Annotated in this window: 14 protein-coding genes and 2 tRNA genes; all 16 read left to right on the top strand. The window is 64.3% G+C overall.

The window, feature by feature from the left end; all coding sequences use genetic code 11:
- The first annotated feature begins 2 nt into the window (after positions 1-2).
- Positions 3-1,775 carry a hydrogenase large subunit gene (locus I4W07_RS01590; protein WP_035138048.1) on the top strand — a complete coding sequence of 591 codons (1,773 nt, stop codon included), beginning with the start codon at positions 3-5 and terminating at the stop codon, positions 1,773-1,775.
- Between the two features lies 1 nt (position 1,776).
- Positions 1,777-2,493, top strand: coding sequence for a formate hydrogenlyase complex iron-sulfur subunit (locus tag I4W07_RS01585; protein WP_196025394.1), 717 nt, complete (start codon positions 1,777-1,779; stop codon positions 2,491-2,493).
- Positions 2,494-2,495: 2 nt separating this feature from the next.
- Positions 2,496-3,278, top strand: coding sequence for an NADH-quinone oxidoreductase subunit B family protein (locus tag I4W07_RS01580; protein WP_022095195.1), 783 nt, complete (start codon positions 2,496-2,498; stop codon positions 3,276-3,278).
- Positions 3,279-3,860 (top strand): formate hydrogenlyase maturation HycH family protein, encoded by a 582-nt coding sequence (locus I4W07_RS01575; protein WP_196025393.1) that lies wholly within the window; start codon positions 3,279-3,281, stop codon positions 3,858-3,860.
- A complete protein-coding gene (gene hycI, locus I4W07_RS01570; RefSeq protein ID WP_196025392.1) occupies positions 3,860-4,363 on the top strand; it encodes a hydrogenase maturation peptidase HycI in 504 nt (167 codons plus the stop codon). The genes I4W07_RS01575 and hycI overlap by 1 nt, the downstream gene beginning before the upstream one ends.
- Positions 4,364-4,402: 39 nt before the next feature.
- Positions 4,403-5,242, top strand: a complete 840-nt coding sequence (locus tag I4W07_RS01565; RefSeq protein ID WP_196025391.1) for a formate/nitrite transporter family protein — start codon at positions 4,403-4,405, stop codon at positions 5,240-5,242.
- Positions 5,243-5,363: 121 nt separating this feature from the next.
- Complete coding sequence (locus I4W07_RS01560) at positions 5,364-7,481, top strand: molybdopterin-containing oxidoreductase family protein (RefSeq protein WP_196025390.1); 2,118 nt, start codon at positions 5,364-5,366, stop codon at positions 7,479-7,481.
- 52 nt (positions 7,482-7,533) lie between these two features.
- Complete coding sequence (gene selA / locus I4W07_RS01555; protein WP_230317412.1) at positions 7,534-8,991, top strand: L-seryl-tRNA(Sec) selenium transferase; 1,458 nt, start codon at positions 7,534-7,536, stop codon at positions 8,989-8,991.
- Positions 8,988-10,955: a selenocysteine-specific translation elongation factor gene (gene selB / locus I4W07_RS01550; RefSeq protein ID WP_196025389.1), complete on the top strand. Its 1,968-nt coding sequence runs from the start codon at positions 8,988-8,990 to the stop codon at positions 10,953-10,955. Before selA ends, selB begins: the two co-directional genes overlap by 4 nt.
- 134 nt (positions 10,956-11,089) lie before the next feature.
- Positions 11,090-11,186: transfer RNA gene (locus tag I4W07_RS01545), tRNA-Sec, on the top strand.
- Positions 11,187-11,340: 154 nt separating this feature from the next.
- Positions 11,341-11,973, top strand: coding sequence for a molybdenum cofactor guanylyltransferase (mobA, locus tag I4W07_RS01540; protein ID WP_196025388.1), 633 nt, complete (start codon positions 11,341-11,343; stop codon positions 11,971-11,973).
- Positions 11,974-12,002: 29 nt separating this feature from the next.
- A complete protein-coding gene (locus tag I4W07_RS09225; protein ID WP_196025387.1) occupies positions 12,003-12,398 on the top strand; it encodes a DUF3343 domain-containing protein in 396 nt (131 codons plus the stop codon).
- 257 nt (positions 12,399-12,655) lie between these two features.
- Positions 12,656-14,011: an NADP-specific glutamate dehydrogenase gene (gene gdhA / locus I4W07_RS01530; RefSeq protein WP_196025386.1), complete on the top strand. Its 1,356-nt coding sequence runs from the start codon at positions 12,656-12,658 to the stop codon at positions 14,009-14,011.
- Positions 14,012-14,252: 241 nt separating this feature from the next.
- Positions 14,253-15,155 carry an FAD binding domain-containing protein gene (locus tag I4W07_RS01525; protein ID WP_271739725.1) on the top strand — a complete coding sequence of 301 codons (903 nt, stop codon included), beginning with the start codon at positions 14,253-14,255 and terminating at the stop codon, positions 15,153-15,155.
- Positions 15,155-17,986: a molybdopterin-dependent oxidoreductase gene (locus I4W07_RS01520; protein ID WP_196025384.1), complete on the top strand. Its 2,832-nt coding sequence runs from the start codon at positions 15,155-15,157 to the stop codon at positions 17,984-17,986. The genes I4W07_RS01525 and I4W07_RS01520 overlap by 1 nt, the downstream gene beginning before the upstream one ends.
- A gap of 140 nt (positions 17,987-18,126) precedes the next feature.
- Positions 18,127-18,210: transfer RNA gene (locus tag I4W07_RS01515), tRNA-Leu, on the top strand.
- Positions 18,211-18,222: the final 12 nt, after the last annotated feature.

The raw sequence follows: 18,222 nt of genomic DNA, 5'->3' as shown, positions 1-18,222 counted from the left end.
CCATGGCAGAACCTGAAAAGAAGGACTACGCTCGTCGTTGCGAAAGCCACGTCGAGGCCCTGCGCGCCGCAGTGCCGGGCGCTATCGAGAAGGTTGAGTGGCAGTGCGAGGACCAGCTGACGATTACCGTCAAGCAGGACAAGCTGCCCGAGGCCGTCCACTACCTGTACTACGAGCGCTACGGCTGGATTCCCGTGATCATCGGCAACGATGAGCGCAGCCTGTGCGGCCGTTACGCCGTGTACTACGTCATCTCCATGGAGGGGGAGGACCCCGGCTGGGTGACCGTGCGCACCGAGGTCGATCCCGCCAAGATGACGTTCCCGTCCGTGACGCCGTTCGTCCCCGCCTGCGTGTGGGGCGAGCGCGAGCTGCGCGATATGTTCGGCCTGATCCCCGAGGGCCTGCCCGATCGCCGTCGCCTGGTGCTGCCCGACGATTGGCCCAGCGGCCTGTACCCGCTGCGCAAGGACTCCATGGACTACCGCTTCCGTCCCGCTCCTGCGAGCGACATGGAAAACTACGAGTTCTTGGCCGACACCAAGGGCAAGGAGACGACGCTCGTCCCCATGGGCCCGTTGCACATCACCTCCGACGAGCCCGGTCACTTCCGCCTGTTCGTCGAGGGCGAGACGATCGTCGACGCCGACTACCGTCTGTTCTACGTGCACCGCGGCATGGAGAAGGTCGCCGAGACGCGCCTGAACTATGACGCCGTGACGTTCCTCGCCGACCGCATCTGCGGCATCTGCGGCTGCGCCCACTCGGTGGCCTATGCCGAGGCCGTCGAGCGCGCCCAGGGCATCCATGTCCCGCCGCGCGCCCAGTACATCCGCGCCATCATGCTCGAGGTCGAGCGCCTGCACTCGCACCTGCTCAACATTGGCTTGGCGTCGCACTACACGGGCTTCGACTCCGGCTTCCAGCAGTTCTTCCGCGTCCGCGAGAAGTCCATGGACCTGGCCGAGAAGCTCTCCGGTCACCGCAAGACCTACGGCCTCAACGTGATCGGCGGCGTGCGTCGCGACATTTTGGCCGAGCAGAAGCTCTCCACGCTCACGACCATCCACCAGCTGCGCTCCGAGGTTCAGGAGCTCGTCGACGTCTTGCTCTCCACGCCCAACTTTATTGAGCGTACGAGTGGCATCGGCATCTTGGACCGCAAGATCGCACGCGACTTCTCGCCGGTCGGCCCGCTCATGCGTGGCTCGGGCTATGCCCGCGACGTGCGCTTCGACCATCCCTTCGACGGCTACGCCGATCCGGACGTTCAAAAGATGCACGCCGCCACGGCTGACACCTGCGATGCCTTCGGCCGTACCGCCGTTCGCATCCAGGAGGTCTACGATTCGATCGATATGATCGAGACCATGCTCGAGAACTGCCCGTCGGGCCCCATCCTCACCACGGATTGGGAGTACACCCCGCACAAGTACGCCATCGGTGCCACCGAGGCGCCGCGCGGCGAGGACGTGCACTGGGCCATGCTCGGCAATAACCAGAAGTGCTACCGCTGGCGCGCCAAGGCCGCCACGTACAGTAACTGGCCGGTCCTGCGCTACATGTTCCGCGGCAACACCGTGGGCGATGCGGCGCTGATCGTTGGCTCGCTCGACCCGTGCTATTCCTGCACCGACCGCGTGACGGTGACCGATGTCGCCGCCAAGCGCGACCACGTGCTCGACAAGGAGCAGTTCGAGAACGTCTGGCGCGACAAGTCGCCGCTCGCGGGCGAGGGCACCATGGCCGCCCCGCTCGATGAGGAGGCGCTCTAATATGCTGAAGCTTTGGAAGGTTAACGCCAAGGCCGGCGACGCGACGGTCAAGTACCCGTTTGCGCCGTTCCCCACCAACAAGGACATGCGCGGCAAGCCCGAGCGCAATGCCGAGCTCTGCATCGCCTGCGGTGCCTGCGGCGTGGCGTGCCCGGCCGATGCCATTCGCATGGACACCGACCTTGCGGCCGATACCATCACCTGGTCAATCGACTACGGCCGCTGCATCTTTTGCGGCCGCTGCGAGGAAGCCTGCCCCATGGAGGCCATCAAGCTCACCGAGGAGTTTGAGCTGGCCGTCATGAGCAAGGACGACCTCACCAGCAAGAGCGTCTATACGCTCGAGCACTGCTCGCGCTGCGGCAAGCCGTTTGCCCCGCACAAGGAGATCGACTACGCCAAGCGCCTGCTGCAAAAGGCCGGCGGCATGGAGGCCGAGCAGGCCGCCCGTACCGTCGGTATGTGCCAGGAGTGCAAGCGCGAGCTCGACGCCCTGCGCGCCGCCTCGGCCGTAAAGACCGGCAACGCGCACGGCATGGCTGCCAACGAGACGCTTGCGTCCGGCGAGCCCCAGGGCCCCGGCATGGAGTATCTGGGCGGCCACGGCGTGAACCCGGAGTATATCGACCGCGAGCTCAACCCCGATGCGCCCGAGATTCCCGCCGGTCCGGCGCCGGTCGAGGGCATCATCATGGATTTTGAAACGAAGGAGGAGTAACCATGGCCGAACCCACGCTTTTGCCCGAGCGGCTCCAGTACCGCCCGACCAAGATCGAGCTCGACGAGAGCATCGAGAAGGCCAAGGCGACCCTTCTTAAGAAGATCAAGCGCTCGGTGTATGTCTACCGCGTTGACTGCGGCGGCTGCAACGGCTGCGAGATCGAGATCTTCGGTTCCATCACGCCCGTCTTCGACGTCGAGCGCTTTGGCATCAAGGTCGTGCCCTCGCCTCGTCATGCCGACGTGCTGTTGTACACCGGCGCCGTGACGCGTGCCATGCGCATGCCGGCCCTGCGCGCCTTTGAGGCCGCACCCGATCCCAAGATCGTGGTGTCCTATGGCGCGTGCGGCTGCACCGGCGGCATCTTCTACGACAACTACTGCGTCTGGGGCGGCACGGACAAGATTCTGCCGGTCGATGTCTACATCCCCGGCTGCCCGCCCAGCCCCGCGCAGACCATCTACGGCTTTGCCATGGCGCTCGGTCTGCTGGACCAAAAGCTCCATGCCGAGACCACGGTGGAGGCCGCCGGCGAGCAGGCCGATATCCTGCACCCCGGCGTGCCGTACAAGCTGCGTGTGGCCATCGAGCGTGAGGCTCGCGCCATGAGCGGCTACCGCTACGGCCGTGACCTGGCCAACGAGTTTATGGATACGCTCGAGGGCGCGCCCAAGGGCGATATCCGCGGCGCCATGGCGCTGCTTATCGATAAGCAGGACGATCCGCGCCGCGTCGAGGTGTACTCGGCGCTGCAGGATCTGGTGCTGGCCGGAGGTCGCTAGATGGAGCTCACGGACCGCTCTGGTTACTTTGCGGGTCCCGGCATGCTCGGCGGCTCTTTTGGCGATGCCTCGCGCGCAAGCGACGAGGCCGCCGAGGGCGTCGCCGACCCCTGCCTGGACCATGCGCCCGACCAGGTGGTCTTTTACGAGCTCACGCGTAAGTTTGTGGAGACCGAGGAAGACGTTCCCCAGGAGGCCTGCGACGTGCTGTACTACACGCTCGCCGTGGGCCACCATACCGGCGTGCTCGACTGCTTTGAGCCGCGCCTGTCGGTGCCGGTGAACGTGTTCTATACGCTTATCGACGCGCTGCCGGAGGGGGAGGCCAAGACCAAGTTCGAGGCCATCCGCTCCTTTGGCGAGTGCCAGCTCGACAAGGCGGCGGTGCCGTCGCTGCTCGAGGCCTGCGATACGCTGCTCGACGAGCGCGGTTTTCGCGGCTCGGCCAAGGCCGGCATCTCGGTGTTCGATAACGACTTTGGCCTGCATGCCCAGCAGGTCGCGTTTCTGATGAAGTTTCGCTATCTGGTGGAACGCGTGCGCGATGTGTCGGGCGTGTATCTGACGGGGAGGTTGCAGTAATGGGTCGCGTTGTGGATGGTCGTGTGAACGGCGCCCCGTTTGCGGGCATCGTGCTCACGGCGGGAAGCGTGCTGCGTGCCGACGATGCCGCCGGCCCCGTGCTCTCCAAAAAGATGGAAGACGCACCCATCGCCGGTTGGTACACCATCGACGGAGGCCAAACGCCCGAGGACGACATTATCGAGGTCAAGCGCGAGCGTCCGCCGCGTCTGGTCTTGGTCGATGCCGCCGACATGGCGCTGCCCGTCGGGTCTATCCGCCTGCTCGATAAGCGCGATGTGGCCCGCAAGTCGATGTTCACCACGCATTCGCTCCCCTTGTCGATTCTGATCGAGGAAATCGAGCAATCGTGCGAAGATATCGTCTTCATAGGGATTCAGCCGGGCGATACGGAGTTTTACAACCCTATGTCCCCGGAGGTCTTTGACGCCGTCGACGCCGTGTACGACGCCGTGGCCGCCAACGACTTTTCCCACTTTGTCCGCTTGGGACAAGAGCAATAGGAGCGCTTGTCCCTGCTGATTAGGAAAGAAGTGATTGACATGGCAGATTCCAAGGCAGAATACCCCGCTCCCGATTGCCTGGCGCCCGCCGCGATCGAGGCCAAGACCGAGGCCGCCGGCGTGACCAAGGCCAACCTGCCGGTCGCAAAGGCCTTTCTGTTGGCAATGTTCGCCGGCGCGTTCATTGCCTTCGGCGGCCTGTTCTTTACCGTGTTCTTGAGCGATAGCGCGCTGGGCTGGGGCGCCCAGCGCGTCGTGGGCGGCCTGTGCTTTTGCTTGGGACTGGTGCTGGTGCTGGTGTGCGGCGCCGAGCTGTTTACCGGCAATTCGCTTATGGTCTGCGCACTCAAGAGCAAAAAGATCACCCTGGTCCAGATGCTCAAGGCTTGGGTCGTCGTATGGGTCGGTAACTTTGTCGGTGCCCTGTTCATCGTCTTTTTGGTGTACATGGCCGGCATTTACAAGCTCAACGGCGAGGCGGTCGCCAATTCCATGGTGAGCGTCGCCGCCGGCAAGGTGACGGTCGACTGGGTGACGATCTTCTTCCGCGGCATCCTATGCAACATCTTTGTGTGCCTTGCCGTGTGGATCGGTACCGCCGGCAAGACCGTGGTCGATAAGGTCGTGGGCATTCTGCTGCCCATCGCCGCCTTTGTGGCCTGCGGTTTTGAGCACTGCGTCGCCAACATGTACTTTTTGCCCATGGGTGCCGTGATGCACGCGTGCGGCTATGGTGCCAAGGTTGCCGGGTCCGATGCGCTCAACGTCGCGGGTATTGCGTTTAACCTGTCCGCCGCCACGCTGGGCAACATCGTGGGCGGCGCGGTTCTGATCGCGCTCGGCTATTGGTTTGTCTACGCCAAGAAGTCCGAGGCGTAAAGTACCGCCTGTTTGACGTTGGCCTCCCGCGGGGCGTTGCCGTGCGGGAGGCTTTTTGGGTCCGGGGCTCGTTGCCGGGCTTTTGGCCTGTTGTGTTTGGCTGATGAAAGGGGTAATCGAGATGGCATCTGCTGTGAAGCGTGACGGTCGCGCCGTGGTGACCACATGCGGGGGATGCTATGCCGATTGCGCCTTTGCGGCCCATGTTGAGGATGGGCGTGTGGTGGCTGAGCTGCCGGTTGCGGGGCATCCGTGCGCGGCGCGTGCCCTGTGCGCCCGCGGACGGCATCGCCTGGCAATGCCGTTTGACGAGCGCGACCGCATTGTGCACCCCATGCGACGCCGCCGGGATGGCTCGGGGTTCGATGCGATTACCTGGGACGAGGCGTTTGCTCAGATTGCCGAGCGCCTTTTGGGGATTGTTGGCGGGCATGGTCCGCGCGCGCTGGGCATGACGCTCGGCGTGCCCTCGTTCGACCGTTACTGGGCGTATCGTTTTATGCATGCGCTGGGCTCGCCCAACGTATACGGTGCCGACGGTGCCTGCGAGGTAAGCAGACTTACCGGCTGGGAGCACAGTCTGGGCTATAGTCCCGCCTCCGACCTTGCGCACACCGATTGCATCATGTATCTGGGGCGCTCCATTGTCGATTCGTCGACGATGGGGGCTGTTGATGCGCTCAACGATGCCCGTCGCCGTGGGGCGAAGATTATCGTGGTCGACCCCCGGCGCAGCGGCTCGGCTGCGCTTGCCGACCGCTGGTTGCGCGTGCGCCCGGGCTGCGACCTGGCCTTGCTGCTGGGCATTGCGCATGTGCTCATTGCCGAGGACTTGTACGACCACGAGTTTGTTGCCCGCTACACCACGGGTTTTGACGAGCTGGCGCAGGCGGCCCGTGCTTGGACGCCCGAGTGGGCCGAGTCGATGTGTGACGTGCCTGCCGCAGAGATTGTTGCGACGGCGCGCGATCTGGCTGCCGCCGCGCCTGCCGCTGTGGTGGATGCGGGCTTTCATGGTGGCATCGGTATCGCGTATGCCAATAGCACCCAGACCGCGCGCGCTATCTGCTTGGTCGATGTGCTGCTGGGCTGTATTGGACATGCGGGCGGCGCGCTCAACCCATCCACGCCGCTTGTGTTGGGCGATCTCGATCCCGCACGCTTTGCGACGCCGCCGGTGCCTCGCGGGCCCAAGCTGGGGTCCGAGCGCTATCCACTGGTCGATCCGGTGCGCGGCCTGTGCACGACCATCGGCCAGTCGATTCTTGCCGGCGATTTGTGCGGGCTCATCGTCTATGCCAGTAACCCCGGTGCGGGCTATGGCAATGCACAGGCTTGGCTGGGTATTTTGCAGAAGCTCGACTTGCTCGTGACGATTGATATTCGCTGGTCCGAGACGGCACGTGCTTCTGACTTCGTGCTGCCCGACGTGACGTATCTGGAGGCCGACCGCGGCGTGGGAACGGTGGCGGGCGTCAACGATGCGCGCGTGTTCTACCGCAACGCCGTGCTGCCCGTGCAGCACGACGACACACGTCCCGGTCGGGAGATTTTTGCCTGTCTGGCGCAGGCGTGTGGCGCGGGCGAGTACTTCCAGTTTACGTCCGACGATCTAGCGGCTGCCCAGGTGGCGCCGTTTGGGATCAATCTGGACGAGCTCAAGGAGCGCGGCTGGGCCGACACGGGTGTTGCGTTGCCGTCGCGTACAGGCGAGCCGGTGATTCCCTTGGATGGCGGCAAAATTGCGCTGGCAAGCGACGTGTGGGAACGAGCCGGTCTGGGACGCGTGCCAGGCTGGATTGCGCCGATGGTGGAGCCCGGCCCGGGGATGTTTCGCCTCATTAGCGGCAACCGTCCCTTTGAGTCGCATACTTCGCGCAGGCTCGCGGCCCAAGGTGCCGCTGAGGCTGGATCGGACCTGGATGCCGTGCAGATGAATGCCGATGCTGCTGCGCACATGGGCATCGCCGACGGCGAGATCGTCGAGCTCGTGAGCGATATGGGCCGCGACCGCGTGCGCGTGGAGACGACGCCGTATCTGCATCCGGCGTGTATCTTTACGTCGGCCGCCCCCGGCGGACGTTCGTTTGGCGCCGATGCCGGCGGCGCTCAAGCCTTGGGCGTCGGCCCGCTCGACCATACACCGTTGCGTTGGGACCCGTTGACGGGCGCCGCGCTCACTCAGGAAAACGCCGTTCGCGTGGAAAAGATCGCGGCGCGCGAGGATAATAACGAGTAATTGACTCAGCTGATGTATTCGACTGATCCACGTTTCTTTTGAAAGGCCGCACATGAGCGATTGCCAGAACATGTCCGATGAGGTACGCGCCCGCCTGCGCGCCATTCCTTCCGTCAACGAGCTGCTTGCCGAGTGGCCGGTTGTGAAGGCGGCGGGGGAGACCTGCGACGCGGTGGCGCATGCCGCCGTCACGGCCGAGCTCGACGAGGAGCGCGCCGCCATTCGCGCCGGTGCCGCCCCGCGCTCTAAGCGCGACCTGGCCTCGGCCATCGAGTGGCGTGCGCACCGCTCCGCGTTGCCGAGCCTGCGCCCCGCCGTCAACGCTACGGGCGTGGTCATCCATACCAACTTGGGCCGCGCCCCGCTCGCGGAGTCGGCGGCAAAGGCCGTGGCCGAGGTCGCGCGCGGGTACAGCACACTCGAGTACAGCGTGGACACCTGCTCGCGTGGGTCGCGCAAGGAACATGCCGCGCAGCTGATCCGCTCGCTTACCGGTGCCGAGGACGCGCTGGTCGTTAATAACAACGCCGCCGCTGTGCTGCTGGTGCTGGCGACCCATGCCGCAGGCAAAGAGGTCATCGTCAGCCGCGGCGAGCTTGTCGAGATCGGCGGCAGCTTCCGCATCCCTGATGTCATGGAGGCTTCGGGCGCCAAGCTCGTCGAGGTCGGCGCCACCAACCGCACGCACCTGGCAGATTATGAGCAAGCCATCACACCCGATACGGCCATGATCCTCAAGGTCCATCCTTCCAACTATCGCATCGAGGGCTTTCACGAGGAGGTGGATTCTCGGGAGCTTGCGGCGCTTGCTCACAAGCATGGCCTGCTGTTCTACGAGGACCAGGGCTCGGGCGCGCTGTTGCCCGACGACATCTTGGTGCGCGGCGGCGAAGAAACCACGCCGGCTTCGGTTTCGGCAGGGCTCGATCTGGTGTCGTGCTCGGGCGATAAACTGCTTGGTGCCGCGCAGGCGGGCATTATCATGGGCCGTCGCGATCTGGTCCAGGCCTGCGGCGCACATCCGCTCATGCGCGCTCTGCGTCCGGGCAAACTGGCTCTGTCGGCGCTCGAGGCCACGCTGCGTATCTACATGGATGGCGCCGATGTTGCCCATCGCGATATTCCGGTGCTCAGCATGCTTACGCTGCCGCAGGCCCATTTGGAGCGACGTGCCCGTAAGCTGCGTGATCGTATGGTCGCCGGGCTCGATAAGGCTGGTTGCCCGTGTGCCGTTGAGTTGGAGATTGTCGAGGAATCGTCGACCCCCGGTGGCGGTTCGCTGCCTACCGTCGAGCTGCCCACCATGTGCGTTGCCGTGCGCCTCGTCGATGAGCGTCTTTCCGTTGACGCACTCAAGCGCTCGCTCGTCCAAGATTTCGACACGCCGGTCGTCACACGCGCCTCGCACGATCGCGTCCTGTTTGACGTGCGTACACTCGTGGGTGACCGCGATATCGAGACGGCGGCAACGACGCTCGTCGCGTGCGTTAAGAAGGCGATTGCTCGATGAGTGAGGTTAAAGCGCTGGTGGAGTGTCCCGTTATCGTTGGCACGGCGGGCCACGTCGACCACGGTAAGTCGGCGCTGATCGAGGCACTGACCGGCAAGAATCCCGATCGCCTTGAGGTCGAGCGTCGTCGCGGCATGACGGTGGAGCTTGGCTTTGGTGAGCTGGCGCTGCCGAGTGGCAAGATCGTCGGCCTGGTCGACGTGCCGGGCCACGCGCATTACCTGCGCGCCATGGTGCAGGGCGCCACGGGCATCGACGTGGCCGTGCTGGTGGTTTCGGCCGTCGAGGGCGTGATGCCGCAGACCCGCGAGCACGTGCACGTGCTGGAGATGCTGGGCGTCACGCATATGGTGGTGGCGCTGACGATGTGTGACCTGGCCGACGCCGAGATGACCGAGCTTGCCGAGCTCGATGTCGATGACTTTTTGTCGGGTACCGTGTTTGCGGGCGCGCCGATTGTGCCCGTGTCGTCTAAGACGGGCGAGGGGGTCGATGGGCTGCTTGCGGTGCTCGACGAGCAGGTAAGTGCCTGCTGGGATGCCTGCCGCGACCGTGCCGAGCGCACCGATGCCGCGCCGCGCCTGCCGATTGACCGCTGCTTTACGATTAAGGGCGTCGGCACTGTCGTAACGGGAACGCTGCACGATGCGCCGGTTGCGGTGGGCGACGAGCTGATGGCTTTGCCGTCGCGTACGGTCTGCCGCGTGCGCGGGATTCAGGTGCATGGCGATACGCCGCGCGCGCTGCCTGGTCAGCGTGTGGCGCTCAACCTAGTTGGTGACGGTGTCGCGGCGCTTGACCGTGGCGAGATGCTGGGCGTGGCGGACCGCTTTGGCCAGACGATGCGATTTATGATGGCGTTTACGTATTTGGGCCGCGAGGGCACCAAGCCGCGCGTGCTCGAGTCGGGCGCGCGCGCGCATGTGATGGCCGGCACGGCCGAGGTCGTCGGCCGCATCATGCTTTTGGAGGGCGAGGCCCCCATGGCGGTGGGCGAGACCCGTACCGTGCAGGTGCGCCTGGAGGAGCCGCTGCCGCTGTGTGCCGGAGACCATGCCGTGGTGCTGTCGTATTCGCCCGTTATGCTCATCGGCGGCGGGCGCGTGCTGCTTTCGCGCTGCCGTCGCTCGCGCGAGCTTTCTGCCGGTGAGCGCGCACTGTTTGCGGCGCTTGAGTCCGGCGATACCGCGGGCAGCGTGGGCGCTTGGCTGGCGCTGCAGATGCTGCCAGTTACGGCTGTTGATGTTACTGACGCTTTGGATCTTGGTGTCGGCGAGGTCGATGCCGCACTGCGCGGGTTGGTGTCGCAGGGCTCTGTTCGCAAGCTTGCTATGGGTGATGCGGACTACTTGGCGGACGCCGTGGTGCTCGACGCTGCGATGGATGCACTGGCGGCGACCCTGTCAGCCATGCACGCGGCGTCTCCCAAGGAGACGGGCTTTACGCCCGGCGCCGTTGCCCATGCTGCGTGGCCTGCCGCTGATGATGGCGTTGCCGCGGCTCTGATTGCCGAGGGCTGCTCGCGTGGCGTGTGTGCCGCCGAGGGTGCCGAGGTATTCGACCCGCACTCCGCTGCCGCCGCGGCGCGTGTGGTGCGCGAGGCCTGCGAACGTATCGTTGCCTTGCTGAACGAAGCCGGCCTCGATGCACCGACGTTGCCCGAAGTGGGCGAGCAGTTGCAGCTCGATCGCGACACCATGACGCGTGCCCTGCGTGAGCTTTCGCTCAATCGCTCGATCGTTAAGGTCGAGCGCGACGTTGCCCTATCCGCCGCCGCCGAGGCCCATGCGCGCGAGCTTGTTGCCGCCGCCATCGCCGATGCTGGCGGCGCTGCAACCACGAGTGTATTGCGCGAGGCCCTGGGTGTGTCGCGCAAGCGTGCTATCAGCATCTTGGAGCACCTGGATGCCGTGCGCTTCACATCCCTCGACAAAGAAGCCGGCGGCCTGCGCTCCCTGCGCTAGGCCACCCTTATCAGTTGCGGTGAAATAGTTCCTGTTTTCGGCATCTAACGCCAAACCAGGAACTATTCCACCGCAACTTCTTGTTTGTCATTTTGGGATGGGGCCTGTCGGTTTGGTAAAATACCGCCGCACTTGGGAACGGATGGGCTCCGGTGGGCTCCGCGGTCCTCAAAACCGTTGCGAGGCGTGCAAAACGTCTTGGATGTGTTCGATTCACATACGTTCCCGCCACACGCTACCAGCGCTTTTGTGCTCGCGGTCTTGCTGCGTGCCGCAAAGGCGCTGTTTTGTTTTTGCACGAGTTTTTCGTAGCGCCGTTATTTCGGCGGCTGTAGTTAGCATCGTGCACCGGGTTTCGAGCATGCCGATGGAGGTGTTTTGCCGTATGACTACCGTAAGACGTACCGATCTTTCTTGTGTCGTCCAGGCGGGCGGGCTGTCCTCGCGCATGGGCTGCGATAAGGCGCGCATGGCGTTTTGCGGCGAGCCGCTCATCGAGCGCGTACTGGGTCGGTTGGCGCCAGTTGCCGGTGAGTTGGTCGTGACGACGTCGCGTCCCAGCGAGCTTGCCTACCTTGAGGAGCGCACGTTTGGCGGCCTGGTGCCGCGAATAGTGCCGGACCTTGAGGGGTCGGCGGGCGCCATGCGCGGCATCGCGAGCTCGCTGGCTGCGGCTCGGCTTCCTCATGCGGCTATCGTCGCCTGTGATATGCCGTTTGTCTCGCCGGAACTCATCGGCGCGCTTGCCGATCGTGTTGAGGCCGAGGCGCTCGACGTGTGCGTGCCGCGCGAGGAGCGGGGGATTGAGCCGCTTTGCGCCGTCTGGCGCCGTGACGCGTGTGCGCCGGTTGCCCAAGAGCTGCTCGCCTGCGACCGCCAGCGCATTCGCTGCCTGATCAATCGCGTTCAGGCCGGTTATATGGATGAGCCGCAGATCGTTAAGGCCGCGGGCTCGACGCTCTGCTTCGAGAACGTTAATACGCCCGAGGAGTTTGCGGCGGCCGAGTTGCTCGCCTAGATCTGCACACATCAATGACGGGAGATGCCGTGTCACATGATATTTGCCCCGATACCGGGGAACCTTGCACTTGCGATGGGTCCGAACCTTGCGCCTGCGGCTGTGGCGGCTGTGGACATACGGCCGAGGAAGAGGCAGCGGCGGCTGCGTATCGCGAGTCGCACCGCGAGGCCTCGTTTGGCGATGCCTCTGATCACGAACGCAAGATCATCGTTTCGTTCGATAGCACCTTCGATGTGATGGAATGCGAGCAGCTGTGCCTTGCCGCCGGTGTGCCCGGGCGCATCATGCCGCTGCCCGGCTCCATCACCGCCGGCTGCGGGCTGTGCTGGGCCATGCCGTTCTCGGGCGATGCGCTCGCCGCCTTCCGCGCTGCCGCCGAAGGCCGCATAACCCCCGCCGACTACCATCAGCTCGTCCTCTAACCACCAGCATCACCACAAAGGTGCCTGTCCCCAATGTGGTGGTTTGGAACACGTGGACGAAACAGGTTTGAAACACAGGTTTTGCACGTCAGGCACTCAAAAACGTCTTTACCTGCATCGTAATCAAAATGAAACATCCGCCCGCGGCCTTATTCGTAACTTTGCCGCAACAGTGCGATATTATCCATACTCGATAAAGTTCGCGGCACATAGGGTGCCGCGACCAACATTTTTCGTTTCCCATCATTGGAGGAAGCATGAGCTACACGCAGAAAGTTCTCGAAGAGCTCAAGGCCCGCTATCCCGAGCAGCCTGAGTTCATCCAGGCCGCGACCGAGATCCTCGGCACCATCCAGCCGGCGCTCGACGCCCACCCCGAGTACGAGGAGGCCGCCCTGCTGGAGCGCCTCGTCGAGCCCGAGCGCATCGTCATGTTCCGTGTTCCCTGGGTCGACGACCAGGGCAAGGTCCAGGTCAACCGCGGCTATCGCGTCGAGTTCAACTCTGCCATTGGACCCTACAAGGGCGGCCTGCGCTTTAACCCGACGGTCACTCTGGGTATGCTCAAGTTCCTGGGCCTGGAGCAGATCCTCAAGAACAGCCTGACCACCCTTCCCATGGGCGGCGGCAAGGGCGGCTCCGACTTTGACCCCAAGGGCAAGTCCAACAACGAGATCATGCACTTCTGCCAGTCCTTCATGACCGAGCTCTATCGCCACATCGGCCCCAACACCGACGTTCCCGCCGGCGACCTGGGCGTTGGCGGCCGCGAGGTTGCCTACCTGTTCGGTCAGTACAAGCGCCTGACCAACGAGTGGACCGGCGTCCTTACCGGCAAGGGCCTCTCCTTTGGCGGCTCGCTCGCCCGTACCGAGGCCACCGGCTACGGCCTGGCCTACTTTGTGGACGAGTACCTCAAGAGCCGCGGCGACTCCTTCGAGGGCAAGAACGTCGTCGTTCACGGCTCCGGTAACGTCGCCATCTACGCCGTCCAGAAGGTTTCCCAGCTCGGCGGCAAGGTGCTCGCCTGCTCCGACACCCACGGCTGGGTCGAGGATCCCGACGGCATCGACTACACCGTGCTCGAGCACATCTACAACAAGAAGCGCTCTGGCCACGACAAGGGCGTTACGCTCGCCATGTACGTTGACGAGAAGCCCAACGCCGTGTGGCACGAGGGCGACGGCCGTGGCGTTTGGCAGCTGCCCTGCGACATCGCGCTGCCCTGCGCTCGCGAGAACACGCTGCTGCTCGAGGATGCCCAGGCGCTCGTCGCCAACGGCTGCAAGGTGGTCGGCGAGGGCGCGAACATGCCCACGACCATCGAGGCCACGACCTACTTCCAGGAGAACGGCGTTGCCTTTATGCCCGGTAAGGCTGCCAACGCCGGCGGCGTGCTCGTGTCCGGCCTGGAGATGAGCCAGAATGCCGAGCACCTGTCCTGGACCTTCGAGGAGGTCGACGGCAAGCTCGAGCAGCTCATGCGCGGCATGTTCCACAACGTGGACGACACCGCCAAGGAGTATGGCCAGGAGGGCAACTTTGTCATGGGCGCCAACATCGCCGGCTTCCTGAAGGTCGCCGACGCCATGCTCGCCCAGGGCGTCTGCTAAATCTTCGCTCGATATAGCATGTGATGAGGCTCCCAGCTATTTGGCTGGGAGCCTTTTCTATCCCGGAGGACTCCTCATAACTTGCGGTGATATACGGACTGCTTAGCGTCCCATAACGGCTAATCAGTCCGTATATCACCGCAAGTTATGGATGGGTGGGTGGATTTTGTCCTAAAACGGTGTGCGGCTCCTCGTTTGGTACACTTAAAGGTACTGGACAAGTGAAGAGATGGGGGAGAACGTGCTCAAGTTCGGTACCTACGTCCGTGTTGGAAACGCGGCCGAAGCCTATGAGCTCTTACAGAAGAACCGCAACAACAAGATTGTGGGCGGCGGCATCTGGATGCGCCTGGGTTCGCGTCGCGTGGCGACGGCGATTGACCTTTCGGCCTGCGGACTCGATCAGATCGAGGAGACCGAGACCGAGTTTCGCATCGGTGCCATGTGTACCCTGCGCCAGCTCGAGCGTCATGCCGAACTCAACGCGCTTGTCAACCATGTCTTTGAGTTCGCCGTCCACGATATTGTGGGCGTGCAGCTGCGTAACACCGCCACGGCGGGCGGCAGCATCTACGGTCGCTTTGGTTTTTCGGACGTGCTCTCGGCATTTTTGGCGCTCGATTCGTACGTTGAGCTGACGGGTGCCGGCCGCGTACCGCTTGCCGAGTTCGTGGACATGGGCTATGTGCGCGACGTGATCGAGCACGTCGTAGTCGTTAAGCACGATTACCGTGCGAGCTACGAGGCCGTGCGCAAGGCCGCGACCGACTTCCCCTCCTTAAACGTCACCGCCGCCTGGTGGGACAACAGCTGGCATGTCACCGTGGGTGCCCGCCCGCTCCGCGCGACCCTGTTGCAGGGTGAGGCATGCGGCCTTACCGCCGAGCGGCCTTCCGAGGACGAGCTGCGCGCCCTGGCCGCATCCGTGCGTGCCCTGAGCTACGGCACCAACATGTGGGGCTCGGCTGACTACCGCCGTCGCATCTCAGCCCCGCTGGCGATTCAGGCCGTGCGCCGCGCCGCCGGCATCGAGCTTTCGGCCGCGCTTGCCCGCGAGCTCGAGGGCGTGCAGATTCCCAAGTTTGCCACGGACGAGTATTCCTGCCGCCGCGTGCCCGGCGTCGATTCTAGCGAGGTGCGCTAATGGCTGCCAAACCCATCGATCTTTCCTTTATGCTCAACGGCCGCAAGGTCAAGGTTCAGATTGCCCCCGATACCATGCTCTTTGCGCTGCTGCGCGAGCAGGGTTGCGCGTCGGTGCGCTGCGCCTGCGAGACCACCAACTGCGGCCTGTGCACGGTGTGGCTCGACGGCGACCCGGTGCTGAGCTGCTCGGTTCCCGCCGCCCGTGTTGAGGGACACACCATCACCACGCTCGAGGGACTCAAGGCCGAGTCCGAGGCACTCGCCCGCTCAATGGCTGCCGAAGGCGCCGAGCAGTGCGGTTTTTGCGCCCCCGGCCTTATCATGAACGTGCTGGCGCTTGCCCGTGCCGCCAAGGAGGACCCAAGCCTCGTCTCCACGCGCGAGGAGCTCTCGCGCCAGCTCGCCGGCAACCTCTGCCGCTGCAGCGGCTACGAGAGCCAGCTGCGCGCCATCGTGCGCTTCCTTAACGAGTCCGGCGTACGGGTGGGCTTTGAGATGCCCGAGCTGCCGGTCAACGACACCAGCTGCGACGGTGTCTCCTACAAGCAGATCACCCACAAGCAGCCCAAGAAGGACTCGAAGGCCCTGCTCGAGGGCCGTCCCGTCTACACGGGCGACCTGGTGCCCGCCGGCGCCCTGATCGTCAAGCTCAAGCGCAGCCCGTATGCCCGTGCCAAGATTCGCTCCATCGATACATCGCGCGCCCTGAAGGTGCCCGGCGTGGTGGGCGTCTACACCTACGAGGACGTGCCCAAGCGCCGCTTTACCATCGCCGGCCAGAGCTATCCGCAGCCGAGTCCCTACGACCGCCTGATCCTCGAGAACCTCGTGCGCTACCAAAACGAGGAGGTGGCGATCGTCGCCGCCGAGACCGAGGAGGCCGCCGACAAGGCACTCAAGCTCATCAAGGTCGACTATGAGGTGCTCGAGCCCCTGCTCGACTTTACCCAGGCGCTCGATAACGACATCGTGGTCCACCCCGAGGGCGACGTGACCTTTATGTTCCCGCAGGGCGGCGATGTTGCTCGCAACCTAGTGTGTAGCGGTACCAGTGATTTTGGTGACCTTGATGAAGCGTTCGCCCAGAGCGACATCGTCTTTGAGCGCACCTACACCAGCCAGGCCACGCAGACCGCGCCCATGGAGACCTTCCGCGCCTTCGCGACGACCGACGCGTTCGGCCGCATCTCGGTGACCACCTCTACACAGGTGCCCTTCCACGTGCGCCGCATGGTCGCGCAGTCGCTCGACATTCCGCAATCGCAGGTGCAGGTCATTAAGCCGCGCATCGGCGGCGGCTTTGGCTCCAAGCAGACGGGCTGCTGCGAGATCTTCGTGGCGTTCGTCACCCAGCAGACCGGCCGTCCGAGCTATTGCTGCTACACCCGCGAGGAGACCATCACCGCGGGCAACTCGCGTCACCAGATGCAGATGACCGTTAAGCTGGGCGCCATGAACGACGGCACCATCACGGCCATCGACCTGCATACGCTGTCCAACGCCGGCGCCTATGGCGAGCATGCCACCACGACGATCGGCCTCTCGGGCCACAAGAGCCTGCCTATCTACAACCACGTGAAGGCGAGCCGCTTTAGCTGGGATGCCGTCTACACCAACACCAACCGCGGCGGCGCGTATCGTGGCTACGGTGCCACCCAGGGCCAGTTTGCCGTGGAGAGCGCCGTCAACGAGCTCGCCGACATGCTGCACATGGACCCGGCTGACCTTCGCCTTAAGAACATCGTGCACGAGGGCGAGATCATGCCGCAGTACTACAACGAGAAGCTCAACGCCTGCGCGCTCGACCGCTGCCTGCTGCGCGCGATGGACATGATCGGCTGGCGCGACAAGCCGTTGGCCGTCGACCTGGGCGACCGCGTGCGTGCTCTGGGCTGCGCACTCACCATGCAGGGCTCGGGCATCTCCAACGTGGACATTGCCGGCATCGACATGCGCCTGGAAGAGGACGGCTTCATTACCATCGGCACCGGCGCCACCGACAACGGCATGGGCGTCGACACGATCCTGGCGCAGATTGCCGCCGAGGAGCTGGGCGTGGAGAGCTCGCTGATCGTGGTGCGCGGCGTGGACACCGACGTGTCGCCGTTCGATGCCGGCTCGTACGCGAGCTCGGGCACGTACGTGACGGGCCTGGCAGCCAAGAACGCAGCGACCGAGCTGCGCGAGAAGATCTGCACCAAGGCCGCCCAGATGTGGGACGTGGATGCCGCCGATGTGGTCTTTGATGGTCAGTACGTGCGCCTGTCCGACGAGCGCGCCGCGCGCGAGCAGAACTGCTACCTCACGCTGCGCGACTTTGCCAACCTGTGCGTCAAGAACATCGCGGGCGGCGACGCGCTCACCTCGCATGCCTCTGCCTGCCTCCCCGTTTCGCCTCCGCCGTTTATGGCCGGCATTGCCGAGGTCGAGGTCGACAAGGCCACCGGCAAGGTGACTGTGGTGGACTACGCGGCGGCCGTCGACTGCGGTACCGTGATCAACGAGGCGCTCGCGCGCGTCCAGGCCGAGGGCGGTATTGCCCAAGGTATCGGCCACGCGCTCTACGAGATCGTCGAGCACGACGATCGCGGCCGCCTGCGCACCGGCAACTTTATGAGCTACAAGCTGCCCACGCGCCTGGATATCGGCAGCATTCGCGTGGCCTTTGAGCCGAGCTACGAGCCGACGGGTCCGTTTGGCGCCAAGTCGATTGGCGAGGTCGTCATCAACACGCCGCTCGCCGCCGTGGCCTCGGCCGTGGCACACGCCACCGGACATCAGGTACGCTCGCTGCCGATCACGCCCGAGAAGGCCCTGCTGGGGGAGTAGCTGGTCAGCGAACAAATCGTAATGGGCGGGGCGGGACAACTCGTCCCGCCTTTTGTACTCGTGGTGAGGTCGTGAGCCCGTAAAAGGTGTGCGTGCGCTTGCCGCTTGTATCTGCTATCATTCCTAGTCTGTGCGCTCATGCGGGCGTGGCGGAATTGGTAGACGCGCCAGATTTAGGTTCTGGTGGGATTCCCGTGAAGGTTCGAGTCCTTTCGCCCGCACCAACGCATCTGCGT

Source organism: Collinsella aerofaciens (assembly GCF_015670745.1).
Classification (GTDB): Bacteria; Actinomycetota; Coriobacteriia; order Coriobacteriales; family Coriobacteriaceae; genus Collinsella; species Collinsella aerofaciens_T.
This window is presented reverse-complemented; position numbering and strand designations above follow the sequence as displayed.